We start from the raw sequence: 22,362 nt of genomic DNA, 5'->3' as shown, positions 1-22,362 counted from the left end.
CCACGTGTCCGGACACACGTCGGACGGTGCCGCGCACAGGACGTTCGGTCCGCTCCACCGACTCGACCACCACATCCCGACCACGTCGGGTGCCGCGCGCAACTGCCCGGACGATCGATCGATCCTCTACGTGGCCGGCACTCTGGCCACGGCATTCGGCGAGGTCTTCGGTGATCTGCGGGCCGCGACCGCCTGCCCGAATCACCGGGTGGCGCTGGTGAAGCCGACGTCGTCGATCACAGTGCTCGATCTTCGAGGCGAGGGGGCGGCCATGCGGATCGGCGCTCTTCCGTCGCTGGCGACCGGTGACTATCCGCGCGTACGGACACAGGAATGGGCTCGAGCGATCTTCGAGGATCAGCCCGTGGCGCGTCGGGAGGTGCGTGGTGTCTACTACCACGCCGCCCACTCCAACGGTCGCGCTCTGGCGTTGTGGAACACCGACGATCACGTCGAGGTCGTCTCGGCCGCTGACGGTCGGGCTCAGGACTTCGCCCTGAACTCCGCGAGTATGTGGCCGCGGGTCGTCGAGGCCGCTGTGTCGCTCGGGATGCAGGCCGACCTCGTCGAGCGGTGTCCGCGCTGTCGGTGATGCTCGGCCGACACCGGTCAGACCGCCACACCTCGCCTCCCGGCGCGCAGCTGATAGAACACAGCCATGACGGTCACCAAGTCGATCCTGCTCTTCGTCCTCGCCGCTCTGCTCGAGATCGGTGGCGCGTGGCTCGTCTGGCAGGCGGTGCGCGAGCACCGCGGCCTTTTGTGGGCCGGGCTGGGCGTCATTGCCCTGGGCGCCTACGGCTTTGTCGCCACCCTGCAACCCGACGCGAACTTCGGGCGGATCCTGGCCGCCTACGGTGGGGTCTTCGTCGCCGGCTCCCTTGCCTGGGGAATGGCGCTCGATGGCTATCGCCCCGACCGCTGGGACATCGCCGGGGCGGCCATCTGCCTCGTGGGCGTCGCAGTGATCATGTACGCGCCCCGGGCGTCCTGACGTGCTGCGGCACCCGGTGGAATGACGAAGGCGGCGCCGACGTTGTCGATTGGCATGAGCGATCAACCAGAACTCAGCCCCGAGGGGTGGGTACGCGACCAGACCGAGAAGATCCTGGAACAGGGCACCACGGACGGCGTCCAGGTGATGGACCGCCCGATCGTCTTGTTCACCACCACCGGGGCGAAATCGGGCAAGAAGCGTTACGTCCCGTTGATGCGGGTCGAGGAAGACGGCAAGTACGCGATGATCGCGTCCAAGGGCGGGGCGCCCGGGCACCCGTCCTGGTACTTCAACGTCAAGGCCCACCCGCAGATCACGGTGCAGGACGGGACAACGGTGCGGGAACTCACCGCGCGTGAGGTCGATGGCGCCGAGCGCGAGCACTGGTGGGATCTGGCGGTTGCCGCGTATCCGCCGTACGCGGATTACCAGACCAAGACCGAGCGCCAGATCCCGGTCTTCGTTTTGGAGTGACCTGAACAGATCCCGACGACGACAGAATGCCGAGCACATGGCGTGCTCGGCATTCTGCTTTGGTGGTGCGCTCCGCGACGCGACCGCGTAGTTGTGGTGCGGAGTCAGCCGAGTTCGGCCAACCGGGTCCACGTGTCGATCACGGTGTCCGGGTTCAGCGACATCGACTCGATGCCCTGCTCGAGCAGCCATTCGGCGAGGTCGACGTGGTCGCTGGGCCCCTGCCCGCAAATGCCCACGTACTTGCCGCGGGCCTTGCACGCCGAGATCGCCGCAGCCAGCATGTGTTTGACGGCAGGATCGCGTTCGTCGAAGGAGTCCGCGACAAGTGCGGAGTCGCGATCGAGCCCCAGCGTCAGCTGCGTCATGTCGTTGGAGCCGATGGAGAATCCGTCGAAGTGATCCAGGAACGCATCGGCGATGACCGCGTTGGACGGGACCTCGCACATCATGATCACTTCGAGCCCGTTCTCGCCGCGGCGCAGGCCATGCGAGGCGAGCAGCGAGATCACGCCCTCGGCCTCGGCGAGTGTCCGGACGAACGGGATCATGATCTTGACGTTGGTCAGTCCCATCTCGTCGCGCACGTACTTCAGCGCCGCGCATTCCATGGCGAAACAGTCGGCGAAGTCCTTGGACAGGTATCGCGATGCGCCGCGGTAGCCGATCATCGGGTTCTCTTCGTCGGGCTCGTAGAGTTCGCCGCCGACCAGCTTGGCGTACTCGTTGGACTTGAAGTCCGACATGCGCACGATCACGGGGTGCGGCGCGAATGCCGCGGCGATGGTCGCCACCCCCTCGGCCACCCGGTCAACGAAGTACGAGCGAGGGCTCTCGTACGCTGCGATCGCCTCGCCGATCTGCTCTTTGAGCGGGCCCTCGAGGGTCTCGAAATCCAGCAGGGCCTTGGGGTGAATGCCGATCTGACGGTTGATCACGAACTCCAGCCGGGCCAGACCCACACCGCTGTTGGGCAGGCGGGAAAACGCGAAGGCCTGCTCTGGGGTGCCGACGTTCATCATGATCTTGGTGCTGATCTCGGGCATTGCCTCGATCGACGACTCGGTGACGTCGAAATCGAGCAACCCGTCGTAGACGTAGCCGGTGTCGCCCTCGGCACAGGAGACGGTGACCTCGCGTCCGCCGGTCAGCGACCGAGTGGCCCCGCCCGATCCCACGACCGCGGGGATACCCAGTTCGCGGGCGATGATCGCGGCATGGCAGGTGCGTCCGCCGCGGTTGGTGACAATCGCGCTGGCACGCTTCATGATCGGCTCCCAGTCGGGGTCGGTCATGTCCGCGACCAACACCTCGCCGGCCTGGAACTCGTGCATCTGCTCCACCGACTCGAGCACTCGGACAGCACCGGCGCCGATCCGCGCGCCGATGGCCCGACCTTCGACCAGGACGTCGCCGGTCTCGTTCAGCCGGAAGCGCTGCTGGCCGGTAACTGCCGCCCGCGATTGCACGGTTTCCGGGCGTGCCTGCAGGATGTAGAGCTCGCCGTCCACGCCGTCCTTGCCCCATTCGATGTCCATCGGGCGCCCGTAGTGCTCTTCGATCAGCAGCGCTTGTCGGGCAAGCGCCTCGACTTCGGCATCGGTGAGGCTGAGCAATCGTCGGTCGGCGGGATCGACATCGACGAACTCGGTCGTGCGCCCCACGGAGCGATCCTCGGTGTAGATCATCTTGGTGGCCTTCGAACCGATGCCCCGCTTGAGCACCGCGGGCCGCCCGGCACGCAGGGCCGGCTTGTAGACATAGAACTCGTCAGGGTTCACCGCTCCCTGCACGACCGCTTCGCCCAGCCCGTACGAGGACGTCACGAACACGGCGTCGGCGAAACCCGACTCCGTGTCGATGGTGAACATGACGCCCGACGTGCCGATATCGGAGCGCACCATCTGCTGCACGCCTGCCGACAAGGCGACGGCGTCGTGATCGAACTCGTGGTGCACCCGGTAGGCGATGGCGCGGTCGTTGTACAGCGACGCGAACACCTCGCGCATCGCCTGCAGCACCGCGTCGATGCCGCGCACATTGAGGAACGTCTCCTGCTGCCCAGCGAATGATGCGTCTGGAAGGTCCTCTGCGGTCGCACTGGATCGCACGGCGAACGAGGCCTCGTCCGAACCGCCCGACAGCTCGTCGAAGGCCGTGCGGATGTCGGCCTCGAGGTCGGCGGGGAACGGCTGATCCATGACCTCTGCGCGGATCTCGCGTCCCGCCTCGGCCAGGGCCTGCACATCATCGGTGTCGAGGTCGGCCAGACGCGCGCTGATCTTGTCGGCCAGACTGCCACCCTCGGCGCCGGCCTGGTTCACGAAGCGGCGATAGGCGTCGGCGGTAGTGGCGAACCCGTTGGGGACCCGGACCCCGACATTCCTCAGGTTCCGGACCATCTCGCCCAGGGACGCGTTCTTGCCGCCGACCTGCTCGAGGTCGGCGAGGCCGAGGTCGGCAAACCATCGGACGTTGCTGTTCATGAACGGACTCCTCGATTCTCGGGGTGGGGCCTGCGCGCGAGCACTTGCAGGATGAGGGTCGACATCTCCTCGACGGATTTCGCCGACGAGTCGATGACGGGCAGATCGTGGGTGCGGTACAGCTCCTCGGCACGCTTGAGTTCGTACGTACACTGCCGCAGGGATGCGTACGTCGAATCGGGGCGCCGTTCGGTCCTGACCGCGCTGAGTCGTGCTGCGGTGGTGATGATCCCGAAGCACCTGTCCTGCAGGTGTCGGATCGGGCGCGGCAGGTCGGTGGTGACGAGGTCCTCGTCGACCAGCGGGTAGTTCGCGACGCGAAGTCCGTGCTGCAACGCGAGATACATCGTCGTCGGGGTTTTTCCGCAGCGCGACGGCGCCACCAGGATCACGTCGGCCTTGTCCAGGGTGCGAACACTCTGACCGTCGTCGTGTTCGATCGCGTACTCGACCGCCTGCATGCGGGCGTTGTAGCGCTTGACATCGCCGACGCCGTGCAAACGCGCGGGCGTTCGGGCACCGCGCGTGCCGAGGATCGACTCCACTTGCTGCATGTGCATGTCGAAGAAGTCGATCAGCGGGGCACGGGTCTTCTGCAGCTCGAGACGAACGTCGTCGAGCGCGGCCGTCACGAAGACCAGCGGCGTCATGCCACGATCCATCGTGGCGTCGATCCTGTGCACCACCTCGCGAGCATCGTCGGCGGTGGTGATGAACGGGATCAGGGTGCGGTCGAACCGGTGATCGGGGAAATGCAGCAACAACGCATTGCCCATGGTCTCGGCGCTGATTCCGGTGCTGTCCGAGAGAAAGAAAACCGGGATCGCGTCACCGGCGTACGTCTCACTCACCCGGTCATGTCCTGTCGCCGACGACACACTGTGGGCTCCATCCTGACGCAGTCGCTTCTCGGCCTGACGGGCAGGTCGCTTAACCGGATGTTCGCGATGCGTTCACGACGCCGGGGTGACGCAGTTGGACCACCTCGATGGCACGTCAGTCGGCAGCGTGCCGCAGGTATCCATACAGGGCGGCGCGATAACCGCGGGTGTAGCTCGGTTCGTCGTCGTCGGGGTCAGGCTCGGTCGCCATCGTGGACGACGCGTGATGTCGGGCCCACGTCGGCGGAAAGCCGCACAGTCGGTTGTTGGCGTCCTCGAAACCCTTCTGGAAGAGATCCGGATCGAGGTGGCCGTCGAGTTCGGCGTCGACGATCGGGAACGAGGTGGGCAGGCGGGTGACGACGCCGTACTCGGTGACGATGTCGATGTCGAGCGATTCCTCGTCGCCTCGCGTCATCAGGCCGACCGCCGTTCGGCGAGGGTCCGGTACAGAGTGGCGCGACTGACGCCGAGGGCCGCAGCGATCGCCGGTACGGGTTGCCCTTCGGCGCGCATGCGTTCCGCGATGGCGATCTGATCGTCGCCGAGCGCACGCGGGCGCCCCACCGATGAGCCGCGGTGACGTTGGGTCGCGCCGAAAGCCGGACGTTCCGTTCCCAGCCCCTCGTCGAGCTCGGCGAGAGAGGCGAGCACCGCGACGATCATCGCACCCGCAGGGTCATCGGTGTCGAGGCCTTCGCGCAGCGACCGCAGACCGATCTGTCGCTGCGTGAGATCGCGTGCCGTCGCCGCGACCTCGGTGGCCGTGCGACCGAGGCGGTCGATGCCGACGACAACGGTGGTGTCGCCGGGGCGCGCGTAATCCAGAAGTGCGGCGAAACCGGGGCGCTGGCGCATCCGCGCGATCGTCACGAGGACGTCGGTGTAGATGCGTGCCGGTTCAACTCCGGCATCGGTCAGCGCGTCGATCTGGGATTCGAGCGTGTGCGCCCGGGCGCCTGCGCGCGCGTAGCCCAGGAGCATGCCTGGATGTCCGCTCACCGTGTCCGATCTCATGGAGCATCACTCTATCTCAGAATATCTCAAAAATGCTGTTCGGAAACAGGCGTGTTCTGAGACTGACATACGCGAAAGCGATGTAAACCCCTCGCTTGTGTCTCGAAATAGTGAGGGGTTCTGATATGAGACGACCGAGATTGTGAGATCGATGATCCGAACCTTCCGGAACGACACGCGCCGCCTCGAGTCGGTCGGGGGTGGACATCGCGATCGGGTTGGACTCATTCGGCCCTTTCGGTCGGAGTACCGGTCCGGTCGGCGTAGCGTCGGGAGCACGTCGGATGCCGGGTTGATCGGGACGGAGGCGACGCCCATGCACGACAAGCAGCAGACGAGCGATCCGCTGGCGGATTTCGTCGATGAGGTCTTGTGCCGGCACTTCGGCCCGGACTACGCGTCCGCGGCCGGAATCGATCGCAACCATGTCGAACAACTGCTCACCGACGACACCCGGCGACGGGTGGCGGAGTCCCGGGCGGCTGCGCTGGAGTGGGGAAAAACCGAGGTCGGACGCGAGGTCGCGATAGCGTGCGACCGTCTGGTGATCACGTCGAAGGGCCTCGTGTACGCCGCGGGGATGAGCGCGGCCGGAGCGGGCCGACCGCTGTATTACCTCGCCACACCGATCGAGTTGTTCGAATCGATCGTCGAGGGGGTCGATCTCACGTCGCTTCGGCAGGGTGCGGTGGCCGCGGTGGATGACCGATTCGGTCACGAACTGACTTATCCGTGGCCATTGGACACCGGGTTGCGTCATATTCTCGACACGCACCAGGCGTTGCATCTGGATCTGGCCGAACACTCCGAACCTGCTGACTTCTGCGAGCCGTAGCCCGGCGACCGCCGTGCCCCTCCGTTTAGCGCGTTCGATGCTGGTGAACGCCCTATTCTGATCCCGAAGGACGCTCGAAATCGGTGGATCGGTGGTTCGCATGGGCGCAGCGGTAACGTGCGGGTCCTGCGGCACCGGTCTGCGCGAGGGCGCCCGGTTCTGCGACCGATGTGGTTCGCCGACCGAGGCTGTGGGCGAGTCCGCGGAATACAAACAGGTCACGGTGCTCTTCGCCGATGTGGTGCGCTCGATGCGCATCGCCGCAGCGGTCGAACCCGAGCGGTTCCGCGAGATCATGGCGGGGTTGGTCGAGCGAGCCGCGGTGGCGGTGGCGCGCTATGGCGGGAGGGTCGATTACACCGGTGATGGCGTCATGGCGATCTTTGGTGCACCGGAGGCCCTCGAGGATCACGCCACCCGGGCGTGTCTGGCGGCTTTGGCGATCCAGCGTGAGGCCAAGAACTGGGCGGTCCAGGTCGCCCGCCGCGACGCCATCGATCTGCGGGTACGCGTAGGACTGAACTCGGGGCAGGTCATCGCCGGTGAACTCGGATTCGGATCGTCCTTCGGGTACACCGCGGTCGGTGAACAGGTCGGGTTCGCCCAACGTATGGAATCGGTGGCTCCTCCCGGTGGCGTGATGGTGTCGGAATCAACAGCGAGGTTGGTCCACGACGTGGCCGAACTCGCGGCGCCGCAGTGGGTGCGCGTCAAAGGCTCCGACCGGCTGGTGCGTGCCCGGCGCTTGCTCGCAATCGTTCCGCGCCACGCGATCACCGGCCGGACCGGGGCGCGACTGATCGGACGCCGGCGGGAGCTGGCGTCTTTCGTGACCCTGGTGGACCGGGCGATCGGTGGTGGCGGGTCCGTGGTGAACGTCGTGGCGCCTCCGGGGATCGGTAAGAGCCGGATCGCGCAAGAGGTCGCCACATCGGCCCGCACGCGCGGGGCCGACGTGTTGTGGACGTTCTGCGAATCGCATACCCGCGACGTTCCGTTTCACACCGTCGCCGGCCTGTTGCGCACCGGCCTCGGTGTGGTGGGACTCGACGCGCAGGCCGCCCGTGCCCGGGTCCGGCACCGACTGGTCGATGCCGACGCCGAGGATCTGCTGCTGCTCGATGATCTGCTGGGCATTGCCGACTCCGATGTGCTTGTGCCGGCTATTGACCCGGATGCGCGGCGGCGTCGGCTGATCGCCTTGATCAACGCGGCGTCGCAGGCGCGCGCCGGGCCCGCCGTGCTCATCATCGAGGATGTGCACTGGATCGATTCGGTGAGCGAGTCGTTGTTGGTCGGCATCTTGTCGGTGCTCCCGCAGACGCCGACGGTCGTGCTGATCACCTCGCGACCGGAATATCAGGGAGCTCTGTCCAGGCTGCCGGATGCGCAGCACATGACGTTGTCGCCGCTGGATGCCTCGGAGACCGCGATGCTGGTCGGGGAGTTACTCGGTGCCGATCCATCGGTGGGCGAACTCGCCGAGGTCATCGTGGACCGGGCCGCCGGCAACCCTTTCTTCGCCGAGGAGATGGTTCGGGAACTGGTGCAACGTGGGATTCTCGTCGGTGAGCAGGGTAATCACCGATGCCCTGTCGACGTCGCCGATGTCAGCGTGCCGGTCACGGTCCAGGCGACGATCGAGGCCCGGATCGACGCGTTGCCGCCGCCGGCCAAGCGAACAGTCCACATGGCGGCAGTCATCGGAGCACGTATTCCCGCCGACTTGCTGGGTGAGGTGGAGAATCAGGCTGCGGTCGACGATCTGTTGCATGCCGAGCTCATCGATCAGGTGCGGGCGGCACCGAACATGGAATACGTCTTTCGCCACCCGCTGATCCGCGCGGTGGCCTACGAATCGCAGCTCAGGGCAGACCGTGCCGACCGACACAGGCGCGTGGCCACCGCGATGTGCAACCGTGGGGCCGACGACGAGAACGCCGCATTGATCGCCGGCCACTTCGAGGCCGCCGGCGATATGAACGCAGCCTACCGCTGGCATATGCGCAGCGGCGGCTGGTCGGCGAGCCGCGACCTCGGCACGGCACGGGTCAGCTGGGAGCGCGCCTGTCGCGTCGCGGACGGTCTGCCCGGCAGCGGGCCCGACGTACTGGATATGCGCATAGCCCCACGTTCGATGCTCTGCGCAACCGACTGGCAGGCGTGGCCGGTACAGGACACGTGGGGCCGTTTCGCCGATCTGCGGGAACTCTGCACCGCGGCCGGGGACAAGGTGTCGCTCGCCATCGGCATGAGCGGTCTGGCGGCCGAACTGCTTTACGTGGGACGTCCGGGAGAGGGCTCGACATCGGCCTCCGATCAGATGGCACTGTTGGAGTCGGTCGGCGATCCAGGATTGACAGTTGGGCTGTCGTTCTTGGCTTTTGCCAATTGGTTCAATGCCGGCGAGTTCGGCCAGATCCGCCGTTGGGCCCAGACCGTGATCGACCTGGCCGATGGCGATCCGACCATGGGAAGCGGATTCGGACTGGGCTCGCCGCTTGCGATGGCGATGGCGTTTCGTGGGATTGCCGGATGGTGGCGTGGCGGCGATGGCTGGCAACAGGATCTCGACGAGGCCCTCGTGCTGGCCAGAGCGAGCGACCCGGGTACTCATGCCCTCGTCGTCACCTGGATCTTCGGCCCCGCTCTGTTCTACGGCGTTGTTCGAGCCGACGATGCCACGATGCGGGCGATCGAAGCAGCCGAGGGGCCGGCGAACGCGGCCGTCAGCGACTTCGGTCTGCTGGGTGCGCGCTACATGCGCGCCATAGCGCTGTTGTATCGCGACGCCGCGGACGAACGTGATCAGGGGTTGGCACTGATGGCGGCGGCCGCAGAGTTCCTTCGCGATCGCGCCCCGTCGCTTCTGCCGCTGATCGAGGTCTTGACCGCTCGCGAGCAGGCCGGTCGAGGTGATCTCGATGGCGCCATTCCTGCGATGCGTACCGCCATCGCGGTGCTCCGCAGCGAAGGACGACCCGGGTGGGGCATCGCCGGCGTTGCTGTGCTGGTCGAGACGCTGCTGGCGCGCGGCGCCGAAGGTGATGTCGGCGAGGCGCGCGCCGCCATCGACTGGGTTGCCGAGACGATCGCCGACAGTGAGCCCGCGGCGATACCCGGGCTCACGTTGTTGCGGTTGCGTGCTCTGCTGGCGCGCGCGGTGGGCGATGTGGAGGCGCACCGGGATTTGGCCCGTCGCTATCTGTCGGCGGCGCGGGCGTTCGACTTCGACGGCCATGTGCACTGGGCCCGGGCAATGCTCGGGTGACGTTGGTGACCGCTGACGCCTGCCGCCGAGTTCGCTTCTGGTCTGTTGGAGGCACGAATACCTTGGTCACGGGTTCGGCGCGGCGGGCGTGGCGCTGTCGGACGACTTCGGTAGGGTCCTCCGAGTGAATGCGAGTCCAGCTGTGAAGTCCGTGAACGCACGTCTCGCGGAGGAGTTGTCGGTCGCCGAAGGCCAGGTCACGGCCGCGGTGCGGCTGCTCGACGAGGGTTCCACCGTGCCGTTCATCGCGCGCTATCGCAAGGAGGTCACCGGCAGCCTCGACGACACCCAACTGCGTACCTTGGACGAGCGTCTGCGGTATCTGCGGGAACTCGACGAGCGGCGCGATGCGGTGCTGGCCTCGATCGACGAACAGGGCAAGCTGACCGACGAGCTGAGGGCCGCTCTGCTCGCGGCCGAGACCAAGGCCCGCGTCGAGGACATCTATCTGCCCTACAAGCCGAAGCGGCGGACCAAGGCCCAGATGGCTCGGGAGGCCGGCCTCGAACCGCTCGCCGATCGGCTACTCGCCGATCCGGGTCTCGTTCCGGACGAACAGGCGGGCGAGTTCGTCAACGACCAGGTCGCCGATGCCGCGGCCGCGCTCGACGGTGCCCGGCACATTCTGATCGAACGCGCCGCCGAGGACGCCGAACTCGTGGGTGCGATCCGCGAGAAGTTCTGGGCGGACGGTTCGATGCGGACCGCGGCACGCTCGGAGGCTGCTGCGTCGTCGCCGGCCGCCCAGAAGTTCCGCGACTACTTCGACTTCACGGAGCCGCTGGACTCGATGCCGTCGCACCGGGTGCTGGCGGTGCTGCGTGGCGAGAAGGAAGAAGCGCTGTCGCTCACGCTCGACGGCGGCGAGGACGAGGCCTACGAGGCCATGGTGGCTGCAACGCTCGGCATCGACGCGGCCCACCCGGGCGCCGGCACCCCGTGGCTGGTGACGACAGCACGGTGGGCGTGGCGCACCAAGTTGATGATGTCGGCGTCGATCGAAGCCAGAGTGGCGTTGCGTCAGCGGGCCGAAGCCGACGCGGTCACCGTCTTCGCGACCAACCTGAAGGATCTGCTGTTGGCGGCACCGGCGGGAACACGACCGACGTTGGGCCTGGATCCCGGCTTCCGGACCGGCGTCAAGGTGGCCGTGGTCGACGGGACCGGCAAGGTGCTCGACACGTGCGCTGTTTATCCTCATCAGCCGCAGAAGCAGTGGGACCAGGCCAAGGCGACGCTGGCCGCGCTCATCAGCCGCCATGACGTCGATCTGGTGGCCATCGGCAACGGCACCGCATCGCGCGAAACCGATGCGCTGGCAGCGGAATTGATTGCCGAGATCCGCTCATCGGGTACTCGTGCACCGGCGAAGGCGGTGGTGAGCGAGGCGGGCGCCTCGGTGTACTCGGCATCGGAGTACGCCTCTCGAGAGCTGCCCGACCTGGATGTCTCGTTGCGCGGCGCGGTCTCGATCGCGCGTCGGCTCCAGGATCCGCTGGCCGAGCTGGTCAAGATCGACCCCAAATCGATCGGCGTCGGTCAGTACCAGCACGACGTGGCACCGGGCACGCTGGCGCGGAGTCTCGATGCGGTGGTCGAGGACGCCGTCAACGCGGTCGGCGTTGACCTCAACACCGCGTCGGTGCCGCTGCTGTCCCGGGTGTCGGGGGTCACCCCGGCGCTCGCCGCCGCCATCGTCGCGCATCGTGACAACACCGGGCCGTTCCACAGCCGCCAGGGACTACTCGATGTGCCTCGCCTGGGCCCGAAGGCGTTCGAGCAGTGTGCGGGGTTCCTCCGCATCCGGGACGGTGAGGACCCGTTGGACTCCTCCGGCGTGCACCCCGAGGCGTACCCGGTGGTGCGTCGTATCCTCGATCGCGCCGGGGTGGGCATCACCGAGCTGATCGGGAATGCTCGGACGCTGCGCGGCCTGCGCCCGACCGACTTCGCCGACGAACGCTTCGGCATCCCGACCGTGACCGACATCCTCGCCGAACTCGAGAAGCCGGGTCGCGACCCGCGACCGGCGTTCGAGACGGCGACGTTCGCCGCCGGCGTGGAGAAGGTGGCCGACCTCACGCCGGGCATGATCCTCGAGGGCGTGGTCACCAACGTCGCCGCCTTCGGCGCCTTCGTCGATGTCGGCGTTCATCAGGATGGGCTTGTGCACGTGTCGGCGATGTCGGACAAATTCGTCTCCGATCCGCACGAGGTGGTGCGGTCCGGACAGGTGGTGAGGGTCAAGGTCCTCGACGTCGATGTGGACCGCAAACGAATCGGTCTCACCTTGCGGCTCGATGATGAGGTCGGCGCCGGATCGGGGAAAACAGCCCCGAAGAAGGCCGGTGGACGACGACCCGAGCGGGGCCAGAGCGACGAATCCCAGCGCAACGGATCCCAGCGCAACGGGACCCAGCGCAATCGGTCCGGTAAGCGCAGTCGGGACTCGGGCCGCGGCAACCGTGCCCAGCCCAACGGCTCGATGGCGCAGGCGCTGCGCGACGCCGGTTTCGGCCGCTAGCGCCCCGCGCCGGAAGTCACTGGCCCGGAACCCGACTCAGGTCCGTGCGCAACAGCATCACGTTGTAGTCACTCCAGCGTGACGCATTGAAGTACAGCTCCGGGGAATCGCCTTGGAGCGCAGGGGAGTCGGGCAGCATCATCGGGCCGTAGACGACGATGGTGTTCGGGGCGACCAGGTAACGCGGCGCGCTCCACGGTCCCTGCGGGTGCTCGGCGGTGCGCATACGAATGCCGTTGTCGCCGTCGAGCATCACGTACCTGTCGAGATACGGGCTCCACGCCACCGACAATTCGGTCACCGGCTGCGGCACGACCTGCGACTGCACGTCGGGCATGTCGGCGAGTGCAACCCAACCGAGTGCCTCGCCACCCCAGTACTCGTAGCGGTCGAGATCGAGGATGTCGGCCGGCTTGAACCGGGCGAGGAAGGTGGCACCGAAACGGCCGTTGGGAGTGCCGAACTGGTAGACGTAGTCCTTCTCGCCGGCCACGTCCGGCCGGCCGCGCACATACGCGTTCTGCTGGAACTTGCCGTTGTTGTACTCCACGGTCGGCAGTGCGGCCGGTAGCGCCAGGGAGATCGGCGAGTTGATCCGGATGGTGTCCTGGTCGGTGTGCCAGGTCTGACCGTTGTCGTCGGAATGTGCGATCGCGGAGAAGTTGGTCACCCAGTTTCCGGCCGATCCCCACGAACGAACTGACATGTAATTGATGAACTGTCGATGTCCCGAACCCCAGGGCAGCGAGATCGCCGCGGTCGGGATCGTGGTCACCTCGATTGCGGAGATGCCCAGGGACGGAATGAGTTCCTGGGCGTAATTCGGTTCGCCGGCGGCGATGACCGTGCCCGACGTCGGGTCACCGGCCACTCCGTCGGGCACTCGGATCCCGTCAGACAGACGGTGGTCATCCGACCGCAGCAGCACATTGTGGCGCCACTGCTGACCCAGCGCATTGCAGTTGCCGAAGGTGTCGCCGAAGGCCATCAGGGTCTGCCCGGTGCCGTTGTCCCAACTGACACCGAGATCGGTGCCACTGATCGCGAATCGGCTGAAAGTGCGGTTGGGGCTCAGGGGGCCGGTGACCCAGGCGATCGATCTGGTGCTGACGCCGAAGTACGGCGGCAGGGGCCCTTGCGGGCCGATGTTCGGAATATCCGAGCTGCCCAGGGAACCGCTGGAACCGAGGGAACCGCTCGATCCCAGTGACCCGGTATCGGGGACGCTCGAGCCGAATCCGCCGTTGCCGCAGGGCGCGGCGCCGGCGACGCCGGCCCCATGGCCGGTGGCCAGTACGCATGCGGAGACGGCGAGGGCCCCGACCATCGCGAGCCGCGCAGTGCGCGTGAGTCGACGCCGCACGAGACCTCCCCGTCCATGGGTCTGTTACTGATGTGATCAGTGTTACTGGTGGGGTAATTGTGACCCAGGGGATGACGAAATCGAAGACGTCCCACGGTCACGATCTGGTCTCGCAACAACCACACCGAGAACTGGCAACCACACAGGCCATTTCCCATGTGATTGACAGTTCCCCGGGTGAATACCGTCAGCTGCGAAGGGCGACCGCGTCGCGCAGCGCGATGAGGTCACGCAGAACGGCCGCGCAATCGGTCTCGAACTCGGCGTCGGAGAGGTCACGTCGACGAACCGTGAACACCACCTCGGCGCCTTCGGGGTGGGGAAGAACGCGCAACGGGTTGTGCACGACGGCGCCGTCCGGCAGTGTCACCTCGTGGTCGAGGACGCCGAATGAGTTGATCGGCGTGAAGTCGACGCGTACCTCGCCCATTGGCGATCGGACCACCAGGGTGTCGCCGTCGCGGCGGACGTCGGAGGCGAGACCAGCGGCCCACTGCGGCAGATTCGCCGGGTCGGCGGCATAGGCGTAGACCTCGTCGGGGGAGCTCGAGACGACGACCGAGATGTGTCGGCTGCCGGTGTCGTTCATCGCTCCGAGGCTACCCCGACGCGTGGGGATTACACGTTAGGGTGACGATATGCCGATCCTGAACAAGGACATGACGCTGTGCATCTCGCTGGCCGGACGTCCGTCGAACATCGGAACCAGATTCCACAACTTCCTCTACGACGAACTCGGCCTCAACTTCATCTACAAGGCGTTCACCACCGACGACATCGCCGGTGCGATCGGTGGGGTCCGGGCTCTCGGGATCCGCGGATGCTCGGTGTCGATGCCGTTCAAGGAGGCAGTGATCCCGCTCGTCGACGAGATGGAGGAGTCGGCGTCGGCCATCGAGTCGGTCAACACGATCGTCAATGATTCGGGACGCCTCGTCGCGTCCAACACCGATTACGAGGCCGTCGCCGCACTGATCGACCGTCATGCACTGTCGACGTCGGCCTCGGTGGCGATCCGCGGGTCGGGCGGCATGGCCAAGGCAGTGGTGGCGGCCTTTCGCGGTGCCGGGTTCGGCGACGTCACGGTGATCGCACGCAATGCGGGCACCGGTGCCGCACTGGCTGACCGGTACGGCTATCGATTCGCGTCCGAGGACACCGGATCAGGCGCGGCGATCCTGGTCAACGTGACCCCGCTCGGCATGCGCGGCAGCGATGAGGACACCCTGTCCTTTGCTTCGGCCCAGATCGACGCAGCCGACGTCGTGTTCGACGTGGTCGCGTTCCCCGCCGAGACCCCGCTGATCCGGGCCGGGCGCGCTGCGGGCAAGAGGGTGATCACCGGTGCCGAGGTGATCGCGCTGCAGGCGGCACGCCAATTCGAGAGATACACAGGAGTCGAGATCACCGCCGACCAGGTGCATCGAGCTTCCGAATTCTCGCGCGCCGCAACCTGATCGGACGGCGCCTCAGTCGCTGATCACCTCGCGTACACGCGCCTCGAGGCGATCCACCGTGTCCACGTCGATACCGAAGTCGTGTGCGAGGACGTCGAGTATCTCGCGTTCCGACGCCAACTCTCGTTTGGTGCTCGTCCCGTCCGCCCGGTGAATCGACAGCAGACGGTTGCGCAGGTTCCAGCGAGCATCGTCGACGACGAGACAGGCCGACACCGTGGTGCGGAAATGGGAGTCGGGATGGGTCGAGGCAAACCAGCTGCCGACCACACCGTCGACCGCGGCGCGCGGGCGTTCGTCGAACAGGTACAGCGGCTGCCACCGGCCCGCCACTCGCGACTCCAGCACGTGCAGGTCAGCCTCGGGCCACACTCCCACGCGGAAGGGCTCGAGATCGGTGGGCTGCTCGTCGCCGATGGTGAAACGCAGTGGCGTGGTGGGGGTCTGCCCGCCGAAACCCACGTCGACGAGGTGGCGGCTACCGTCATCAGGAACCGTCACGGCCAGCAGCTGATGCGTCTCCGCGGGCAGCGGTCCCGGTCCCTTCATCCACACCACCCGGCCCGCGAGCTGATCGACGCGGAAACCGAGCGCGCACAGCACAGCACGGAACAGCCCGTTGTGTTCATAGCAGAACCCGCCGCGTCGCCGCCGAACGAGCTTGTCCTGCAGGCTCTCCGGGTCGAGATTGGCCACCGGGATCCCGGTGAGCGGATCGAGGTTCTCGAACGGGATGTGCCGAACGTGCGCGGCGACCAAGCTCGCCAGAACGTCGGCCGTGGGTCCGGGCACGCAAGGGTGACCGATTCGATCGAGGTAACCGTCGACATCGACCGTGCTGGTGTCCATGGCATCCATGGTCGCACCCCGCCCAGCGGATTCCGTACCCGTGCCCCGTGGCCGGGTATCCTCGCGTAGGCAGGCGGATGCCGCGCCTCACGGTGACCGGCAGGAAGGTGGCGAGATGGGCAAGATCCGGGTGACCGGGAAGGTACGGGTGACCGGCAAGGTCCGGGTCACCGGCCTCGACGAGCTGCGCCGACGATTCACCAGACCAGCCCAGCGGCCGACACCGCCCGAACGCTGACCGCCCCGAACGCTGACCGGCCCCGGACACCCCGCGCGCGGAGGATGCCTCGTCCGGACCTGTGTGCGCTGATCAGGCCTGATCGTGCGCATGCAGGACGCTCGGCCCGGCCACGTTCGCGCCGAGTGTTCCCACCCGGCGGCGGAGTTCGCGGTCGGCCGTCACCACGAGTATCGGCCGATTCACCGCAGTGGCGACCAGGTCGACGATCCGATCGTCGCCGGAACCGGACGCTGCGACGGTGGCCACCGTGGGCACCGACGTGACGGTTCGGGCCTTGCCCTCCACCACCATCAGCACCTCGACCGGTCCGGGCATCCCCGCCACACCGGTGTCGGCGAGGCCGACGAGTCGATCACGCAACCGCTCGGTCGCCCCGTGCCGGTCGCGCCACCAACCGTCGGGTCGCGAACCGACGACATTGGCGGCATCGACGACGATCAGCGGCAGCTGTTGGTCGGACATGCCAGTAAATCTAGTGTCGCGGGACATCAGTGTCCGAAAGCGACCCCGTGGCAAAACCGGTTCTCCGGGTCGAGAGCGGACTTGATTGCGTTCAGTCGGCGGAGGTTGGTCTGACTGAATGCACTCGCCGACCGTGCGGCCTTCTCGTCCCCTTCGAGGAAGTTCAGGTAGGCGGCACCGGTCACATACGGAGCCAGTGCCTGGCGGGTCAGGCGCTGGGCGGACTCCACCGCGAGACCCACGTGCGGGTCGGGGACCACCGACCCCAGCTCGAGCAGGAAGGTGCCCTCGCGGCCGCGGTCATTGGGTGCCGCGGATGCGCCGCGGGCAACCGCCGCGCCGGCATGGCGTATCTCGGCGAACAGGATCAGCGGCAGGGTGCCCGGAGCGGGGAGTACCCGATCCACCAGGATGTCGATGGCTGCATCAGGCAAGTCGTGCATCCACTCGGTGGTGACCATGGCCGGCATGGGATCGGTCGGATCCATGCTGATGGCGTCGGCCGCGGTGAACGGCGTCTCCGCCCACATGTCGATCTCGGGGGTCTTCCACCGACGCCACTCGTCGATGATCTCGGCTCCGACGGTCAGATCACCGGACCAACAGCCGCGAACGAGGGTGAAGCTCTTGCCGCGCAGGGGTTCGGGCACGATGTCGAGCGGCGGGAAGTTCATCAGGCTGATAGCCGAGGTCAGGTCGTCCGGTTGATGTGGCGCCCACTCGGCAAAACGCCGCATGATCTCCGCGGCGTCCTCGGCCGGATAGAACAGGTTGCCCGCATAGACGGTGCTCACCGGGAACAGGTCGATGACGATGTCGGTGACGACGCCGAGGTTGCCGATGTCGCCGCCGCGTAGCGCCCAGAAGATGTCCGGATGACTTGCTGCACTGACCCGCAGCGGGTTGCCATCCGGGGTGACCAGGTCAAACGAGCGCACCGCGTCAGAGCACAATCCGTATTTGCGGCCGAGCCATCCGAATCCACCGCCCAGGGTGTAGCCCACCACACCGACGTCGGTGGTGGAACCGAGCAGCGGCGCCAGCCCGTGCTGCTGCGCGAGCTCGAGAACAGGGGCCCACTTGGCGCCGGCGCTCACCGTCGCCGTACGCGCCACCGGATCGACGGTTACGTCGGTCATCGTCGAGGTGTTGATCAGCAGTGCGTCGTGGGCCGGTGTGCCCGGCCCATGGCCGGTTGCCTGGATCGCCACCCGCAATCCCTCGTCCGCGGCGAACCGGACGGCCTCGACGACGTCGTGCCGGTTGGTGGGTACCGCGATCACCGCCGGCCGGTGATCGGTCAGCAGATTGAAACCGGCGCGCGCCTCGTCATAGCCGGGCTCGCCGGGAAAGTACACGTCGCCGGCGATGCGGTCGGCAAGCTCGGTCGGCCCGTCGGTTCGGGGTCGGACGGCGCGGTTGGTCGGTCGGGTGGACTGAATCGTCATCGGGGTTCCTCACTGTGTGCCGGATGTGCGGCGAACTGGTTATTCCGGATGACCACAACTCTCGCCGTCGCCCCTTGAGGGACACTTGGAGCCGGCTTGGGGTGACGACCGCAAGTCACGCGGGTCAGTTTGCGGGAGCGTGGTGGACGACAGCCGATCAACCCACGGGGTCGCCCGGGTACGGCGAGTAGCCGAGGTCCATGGCGAACGCGTCGATCCGCTCGCACAACGCGGTGCTCTGCTGGCGAGTCGCCACCCGGCGGGCCTCGGCCAACGTGTCGCGAACCATCGCGGACGGCTGGTCCGTGGCGTGCTGGAACTCGGCGCAGACCAACAGCCGGTGGGCATCCGGATATCGCTGGCCGGTGCGTTCGGCAAAGGTCTGTGCGTGCTCGAGCAGCACCGGCACATCCTCGAATCGGCCGACCGAGACCAGTGCCTCTGCATACAGTGCCCACCACAGGCCGGCGCCGGTGCGCTGTTCGGCTCGCGGATCGTGCAACCGCACGATGTGTTCGAGCGCGCCCTCGTCGGCGTCGCTGACCGCGCGCGACCACCAGTAGATCCGCTCTGCGGGCATTCGCAGGTATTCCAGCGCACTGTGGCCGGAGGAGCCCACGAGCCGTTCGCCCACCTCGCCGACCCAGTCGGCATCGCCGACGAGCGCACCGGCGGTGACGGCGAAGATCGCGGTACCCAGGTACGACATCGGGTCCTCGGGGCCGTTGTCGATCTGCTCGAACAGTGCACGGCCGTGACGGGGTCCCACATGCATGGTCGCGGTGAGCCCTGCGAAACCGCTGCCGATCATCAGTTGATCGGCCTGTATCCCGTCCACCGCGCGGTCGAATGTGATCTGGCTTTCCAGCAGTCGGTGGGCGTCGCCGATGTGCCCGCGGTCGAACAGGTCGATGGCGGCAGCTTGGGAGGCGAGATGGTGCACCACGGGCCGCTCACTGTGTCGCGCTCGTTCTGCCAAGGCATCGGCGTAGCGGCGGGCCGGCCGGATCTCGGTGAGTTGGGAATGCGCGGCGAACCGCGCATAGTTCAGGCGGGCGAGCAGCGCGTCGTCGTGGGCGCGCTCACCGAGTTCGCGGGCACGGCGTAGGAGTTCGCGATCGGCTGCGAAGTAGCCGTGTCGGGCGACATCGCCGGCGAGCATCGTGCTGATTGCTTCGAGTTCCATCGGTTCGTCGCCGATCGACCGGGCCAATTGTGCGGCGTCGGTGAGCCTCCGGTCCGCCGCATCGAAGTTGTAGCTGCGCAGGGCGATGTGCCCGGCTTCCAGGAGCGCACGGGCGGTTCGGGTCCGGTCGGCCAGGGGGCCGGCCGCCCAGAGGTGGATGGCGCGCTGGGTGGCCGTGGTCGCGCCGGTGGCGTGCTCGAGCTGATCGGCGATGGCGAGATGAATACGGTATGTCCGCCCAGTTGACAGCCCGCCGGCGATGGCCTCCCGGATGAGATCGTGGTCGAACCGAAAAGTGAAGGGATCGTCGGCCGTCGCGCCGATCAACCCGGCGGCATAGGCGGGTTCGAGAGATTCGAGCATCCGGTCGGGCGTTGTCTCCGCAGCCCCTGCCAGCAACGACAGGTCCACCTGACGTCCGATCAACGCGGCGACCTCGAGTACGCGTATTGTCTCCGCCGGGAGCGGGCCGAGCCGTTCGCGGACCACGTCGCGCACGCCGGCCGGCACCGCGCCGTCGGCCATCGAGCCTCTGTCGGCCAGGATTCGAGCCAACTCACGGACGAAGAATGCGTTTCCGCGCGTCCGTCGCGCAATCGTGGCCACGGTGCCCGCCGTTGGCCGTTCCTGGGTTTCCCGCTGCACCAACGCCGCGATGTCGTCGTCGGATAAGGGGCCCACCTCGATGCGCCGGTGCTCGGGCAACCGTGACACCGCCGCGAGCGCATCGACGACCGCGCTGCGATGGACCCGCGTCCGCACCGACGCGAAAAAGGTGACCCCGGGAGTGCCGCGGGCGGCCATGTGCGCGAACAGCTCCAGCGACGCGCTGTCGGCCCAGTGCAGATCGTCGAGGACGATGATCAGAAGGTGATCGAGCGCGACTCGCGTGAGCATGTCCGCAGCCTGGTCGTAGAACCGGAATCGAGCCGCGGCATCGGGCATCTCGCGTGGCGGTGGGATGACCGTGGTGCCGTGGGTGACCATCCGGCCGAGATCGTTGTCGAGCAGCGCCGAGCGGTCATCGTCGGTCATCTCGGGTAGGACGGCCCCGAGGATCTGCACCCACGGCCACATCGACGGTGCTGCGGCATCTTCGGTGCACCGCCCCCACAACACCGTGACGTCGGCGGCACCGGCGGCGCGCCGGGTCGCCTCGGCGATCAGCGCGCTCTTGCCGGCTCCGGCATCACCTTCCACAACGACGATGCCACCGGGCCCCTGCAGGGAGGAGAGCACGGTGCGATGGGCAGCCGCGAGTTCGTCGGCGCGGCCGATCAATGCCGCGGGCGCCGATGCCGGTGTTGCTGGTGTGGTGGTGATCGTGCGGCCATGCGGAGCGCGCACACCCGAGTTGCGGGCGGTGCTGCGGATGCCGGGGGTGGCGGTCGAGCGCCGAGATGGGGCGGACTCGAGGTGTGGTGCGTGGTCGAGAATGTCGCGTTCGAGCTCGCGCAATCGTGGGCCCGGGTCCACGCCGATTTCGTCGGCGAGATGGCGCCGGGCATCGGCGATGGCGGCCAGCGCTTCGGACTGACGCCCGAGGCGGTACCGCGCGGTGGCCAGCAATACCCACAGGCCCTCGTCGAGCGGTGCACGGCGCACGGCCTGCTCCAGTTCGGGCACAAGTGCCCGGTGCTCGCCGAGCGTCAACCGCAACTCATAGGAGAACTCACGGGCCTCACCGACGGTGCGCTCGAGGTGCGCCGCGGCCTCATCGCGGAAGGTCAGACCTTCGAACTCCGGGAGCAGCGGGCGATACCCGGCCAGGGCAGCCCGCAGATCGCTTGCCGCGCTCTCGAGGTCGCCTCGGCGCTGCTGCTCGTGTGCTGCCGCGATCGCAGCGTTGAGCGCGCGGACGTCGACGTCCGCGTCGCCGGCGATGAGGACGTAACCCGTGCCACGGGTGACGAGCACCGTCGACGGTGAGCGCGGCCGTCGGCCGGGTTCGAGGGCCTTGCGCAGACCAGAGACATAAGCCTGGACGGACACCTCGGCCCGATCCGGTGGCGTCGCACCCCAGATCCCGTCGATCAGTCGATCGACGCTCACCGCATTGCCCTCGGCAAGCAGTAGCTGGGCGAGGATGGCGCGTTGTTTGCGCGTGCCGAGTTCGGCGGGCTCGGAATCGATCTGCGCGCCGAGGCCGCCCAGGACCGTGTACGCGAGCCGAGCCATCAGCGCGAGTGTAGACGGGAATGTGTGGCCACGCCTTGTATCGGTGAACTGGCCGACTACGCTGGCGCCGTGTCCGTTTCCGCTTCTCAGTTCGTGCGCTGTTCGGTCGGCGAGACGAGGCCCTGATGGGTTTCACCACCGAAGAGCTGATGCGCTGTCGCGACAAGGAGGTCGCCGACCTGGTGGGGCCGGACTGTCGCCTCCTGTTCGTCGGGATCAACCCGGGATTGTGGACAGCGGCCGTGGGCGCACATTTCGCGCGTCCGGGCAACCGGTTCTATCCCGCGCTGTACCGCGCCGGGATCGTCGACCGGTTGATCGACGCGTCGGCCGGCATGTCCACCGACGATCGTGATCTCCTGTGCCGCCGCGGTGTCGGGATCACGAATGTGGTGGCTCGCGCCACGGCGACGGCGGCCGAATTGTCGGCCGACGAACTGACATCCGGTGGGCGTCGGCTGCGGGAGCGGGTCGCAGAGATCCAGCCGGTCGTCGTCGCTGTGGCGGGTATCACCGCATACCGTTCGGCTTTCGGCGTGCCGCGGGCGGTGGTGGGCCGGCAAGAGGAGCGCTGGGATGGGGCACAACTGTGGGTGGTGCCCAACCCGAGTGGACTCAACGCGCACGAGACCGTCGATTCGTTGGCGGCAGCCTACGCCGCGCCTGCACGCGCTGCGGGGCTGGTCGGCTGAA

The 22,362-nt window shown here is 67.2% G+C and carries 19 protein-coding genes; 9 read left to right on the top strand and 10 right to left on the bottom strand.

Annotation, left to right across the window (positions count from 1 at the left end; translation table 11 throughout):
* Window positions 1-4: 4 nt before the first annotated feature.
* The 3 genes from VX037_RS12980 to VX037_RS12970 all read left to right on the top strand — a co-directional run bounded on the left by VX037_RS12980 (window position 5) and on the right by VX037_RS12970 (window position 1,471).
* Complete coding sequence (locus tag VX037_RS12980) at window positions 5-592, top strand: RES domain-containing protein (protein WP_328714570.1); 588 nt, start codon at window positions 5-7, stop codon at window positions 590-592.
* Window positions 593-658: 66 nt separating this feature from the next.
* Entirely contained in the window at window positions 659-994 is a 336-nt protein-coding gene (locus tag VX037_RS12975) for a YnfA family protein (protein WP_235724260.1), read from the top strand.
* Between the two features lie 54 nt (window positions 995-1,048).
* Window positions 1,049-1,471 carry a nitroreductase family deazaflavin-dependent oxidoreductase gene (locus VX037_RS12970; protein ID WP_328714567.1) on the top strand — a complete coding sequence of 141 codons (423 nt, stop codon included), beginning with the start codon at window positions 1,049-1,051 and terminating at the stop codon, window positions 1,469-1,471.
* A gap of 104 nt (window positions 1,472-1,575) precedes the next feature.
* Here VX037_RS12970 and ppsA read toward each other — a convergent pair whose 3' ends face one another.
* From ppsA to VX037_RS12950, 4 genes are all read right to left on the bottom strand, one after another.
* Complete coding sequence (ppsA, locus tag VX037_RS12965) at window positions 1,576-3,957, bottom strand: phosphoenolpyruvate synthase (RefSeq protein WP_328714565.1); 2,382 nt, start codon at window positions 3,955-3,957, stop codon at window positions 1,576-1,578.
* Complete coding sequence (locus VX037_RS12960; protein ID WP_328714563.1) at window positions 3,954-4,808, bottom strand: pyruvate, water dikinase regulatory protein; 855 nt, start codon at window positions 4,806-4,808, stop codon at window positions 3,954-3,956. The genes ppsA and VX037_RS12960 overlap by 4 nt, the downstream gene beginning before the upstream one ends.
* A gap of 145 nt (window positions 4,809-4,953) precedes the next feature.
* Window positions 4,954-5,256 carry a hypothetical protein gene (locus VX037_RS12955; protein WP_328714561.1) on the bottom strand — a complete coding sequence of 101 codons (303 nt, stop codon included), beginning with the start codon at window positions 5,254-5,256 and terminating at the stop codon, window positions 4,954-4,956.
* Window positions 5,256-5,822, bottom strand: a complete 567-nt coding sequence (locus VX037_RS12950) for a recombinase family protein (RefSeq protein ID WP_328714613.1) — start codon at window positions 5,820-5,822, stop codon at window positions 5,256-5,258. Before VX037_RS12950 ends, VX037_RS12955 begins: the two co-directional genes overlap by 1 nt.
* A 349-nt stretch (window positions 5,823-6,171) precedes the next feature.
* Between VX037_RS12950 and VX037_RS12945 the strand changes: the two genes are divergently transcribed.
* The 3 genes from VX037_RS12945 to VX037_RS12935 all read left to right on the top strand — a co-directional run bounded on the left by VX037_RS12945 (window position 6,172) and on the right by VX037_RS12935 (window position 12,485).
* On the top strand, window positions 6,172-6,690 hold the full coding sequence (locus VX037_RS12945; RefSeq protein WP_328714559.1) for a glucose-6-phosphate dehydrogenase: 519 nt from the start codon (window positions 6,172-6,174) through the stop codon (window positions 6,688-6,690).
* 100 nt (window positions 6,691-6,790) lie between these two features.
* Entirely contained in the window at window positions 6,791-9,961 is a 3,171-nt protein-coding gene (locus tag VX037_RS12940) for an adenylate/guanylate cyclase domain-containing protein (RefSeq protein WP_328714558.1), read from the top strand.
* Window positions 9,962-10,103: 142 nt separating this feature from the next.
* Window positions 10,104-12,485, top strand: a complete 2,382-nt coding sequence (locus tag VX037_RS12935) for a Tex family protein (RefSeq protein ID WP_328714556.1) — start codon at window positions 10,104-10,106, stop codon at window positions 12,483-12,485.
* A 16-nt stretch (window positions 12,486-12,501) separates the two neighbouring features.
* Here VX037_RS12935 and VX037_RS12930 read toward each other — a convergent pair whose 3' ends face one another.
* Window positions 12,502-13,848 carry a DUF4185 domain-containing protein gene (locus VX037_RS12930; protein ID WP_328714553.1) on the bottom strand — a complete coding sequence of 449 codons (1,347 nt, stop codon included), beginning with the start codon at window positions 13,846-13,848 and terminating at the stop codon, window positions 12,502-12,504.
* Window positions 13,849-14,035: 187 nt separating this feature from the next.
* Complete coding sequence (locus tag VX037_RS12925) at window positions 14,036-14,437, bottom strand: SRPBCC family protein (protein ID WP_328714552.1); 402 nt, start codon at window positions 14,435-14,437, stop codon at window positions 14,036-14,038.
* A 49-nt stretch (window positions 14,438-14,486) separates the two neighbouring features.
* Here VX037_RS12925 and VX037_RS12920 point away from each other — a divergent pair, with 49 nt between their 5' ends.
* On the top strand, window positions 14,487-15,305 hold the full coding sequence (locus tag VX037_RS12920; protein ID WP_328714551.1) for a shikimate 5-dehydrogenase: 819 nt from the start codon (window positions 14,487-14,489) through the stop codon (window positions 15,303-15,305).
* Window positions 15,306-15,317: 12 nt separating this feature from the next.
* Here the strand turns inward: VX037_RS12920 and VX037_RS12915 are convergent, their stop codons facing one another.
* Window positions 15,318-16,163 carry an arylamine N-acetyltransferase family protein gene (locus tag VX037_RS12915; protein ID WP_442903666.1) on the bottom strand — a complete coding sequence of 282 codons (846 nt, stop codon included), beginning with the start codon at window positions 16,161-16,163 and terminating at the stop codon, window positions 15,318-15,320.
* 106 nt (window positions 16,164-16,269) lie between these two features.
* On the opposite strand from VX037_RS12915, the gene VX037_RS12910 reads away from it, so the two are divergent.
* Window positions 16,270-16,392 (top strand): hypothetical protein, encoded by a 123-nt coding sequence (locus tag VX037_RS12910; protein WP_266061466.1) that lies wholly within the window; start codon window positions 16,270-16,272, stop codon window positions 16,390-16,392.
* A 72-nt stretch (window positions 16,393-16,464) separates the two neighbouring features.
* On the opposite strand, the gene VX037_RS12905 is transcribed toward VX037_RS12910, so the two are convergent.
* The 3 genes from VX037_RS12905 to VX037_RS12895 form a co-directional block, all read right to left on the bottom strand.
* Entirely contained in the window at window positions 16,465-16,857 is a 393-nt protein-coding gene (locus VX037_RS12905; RefSeq protein ID WP_328714548.1) for a hypothetical protein, read from the bottom strand.
* A gap of 26 nt (window positions 16,858-16,883) precedes the next feature.
* Window positions 16,884-18,305: an FAD-binding oxidoreductase gene (locus VX037_RS12900; protein WP_328714545.1), complete on the bottom strand. Its 1,422-nt coding sequence runs from the start codon at window positions 18,303-18,305 to the stop codon at window positions 16,884-16,886.
* 157 nt (window positions 18,306-18,462) lie between these two features.
* Window positions 18,463-21,669: a BTAD domain-containing putative transcriptional regulator gene (locus VX037_RS12895; RefSeq protein WP_328714542.1), complete on the bottom strand. Its 3,207-nt coding sequence runs from the start codon at window positions 21,667-21,669 to the stop codon at window positions 18,463-18,465.
* A gap of 125 nt (window positions 21,670-21,794) precedes the next feature.
* Here VX037_RS12895 and VX037_RS12890 point away from each other — a divergent pair, with 125 nt between their 5' ends.
* On the top strand, window positions 21,795-22,361 hold the full coding sequence (locus tag VX037_RS12890; protein ID WP_266061461.1) for a mismatch-specific DNA-glycosylase: 567 nt from the start codon (window positions 21,795-21,797) through the stop codon (window positions 22,359-22,361).
* The last annotated feature ends 1 nt before the right edge of the window (window position 22,362 follow it).

Origin of the sequence: Gordonia sp. Z-3 (assembly GCF_036233855.1) — a bacterium.
Lineage (GTDB): Bacteria > Actinomycetota > Actinomycetes > Mycobacteriales > Mycobacteriaceae > Gordonia > Gordonia tangerina.
Note: the sequence above shows the minus strand (reverse complement) of the source record. Positions and strands in the feature narration are given on the sequence as shown.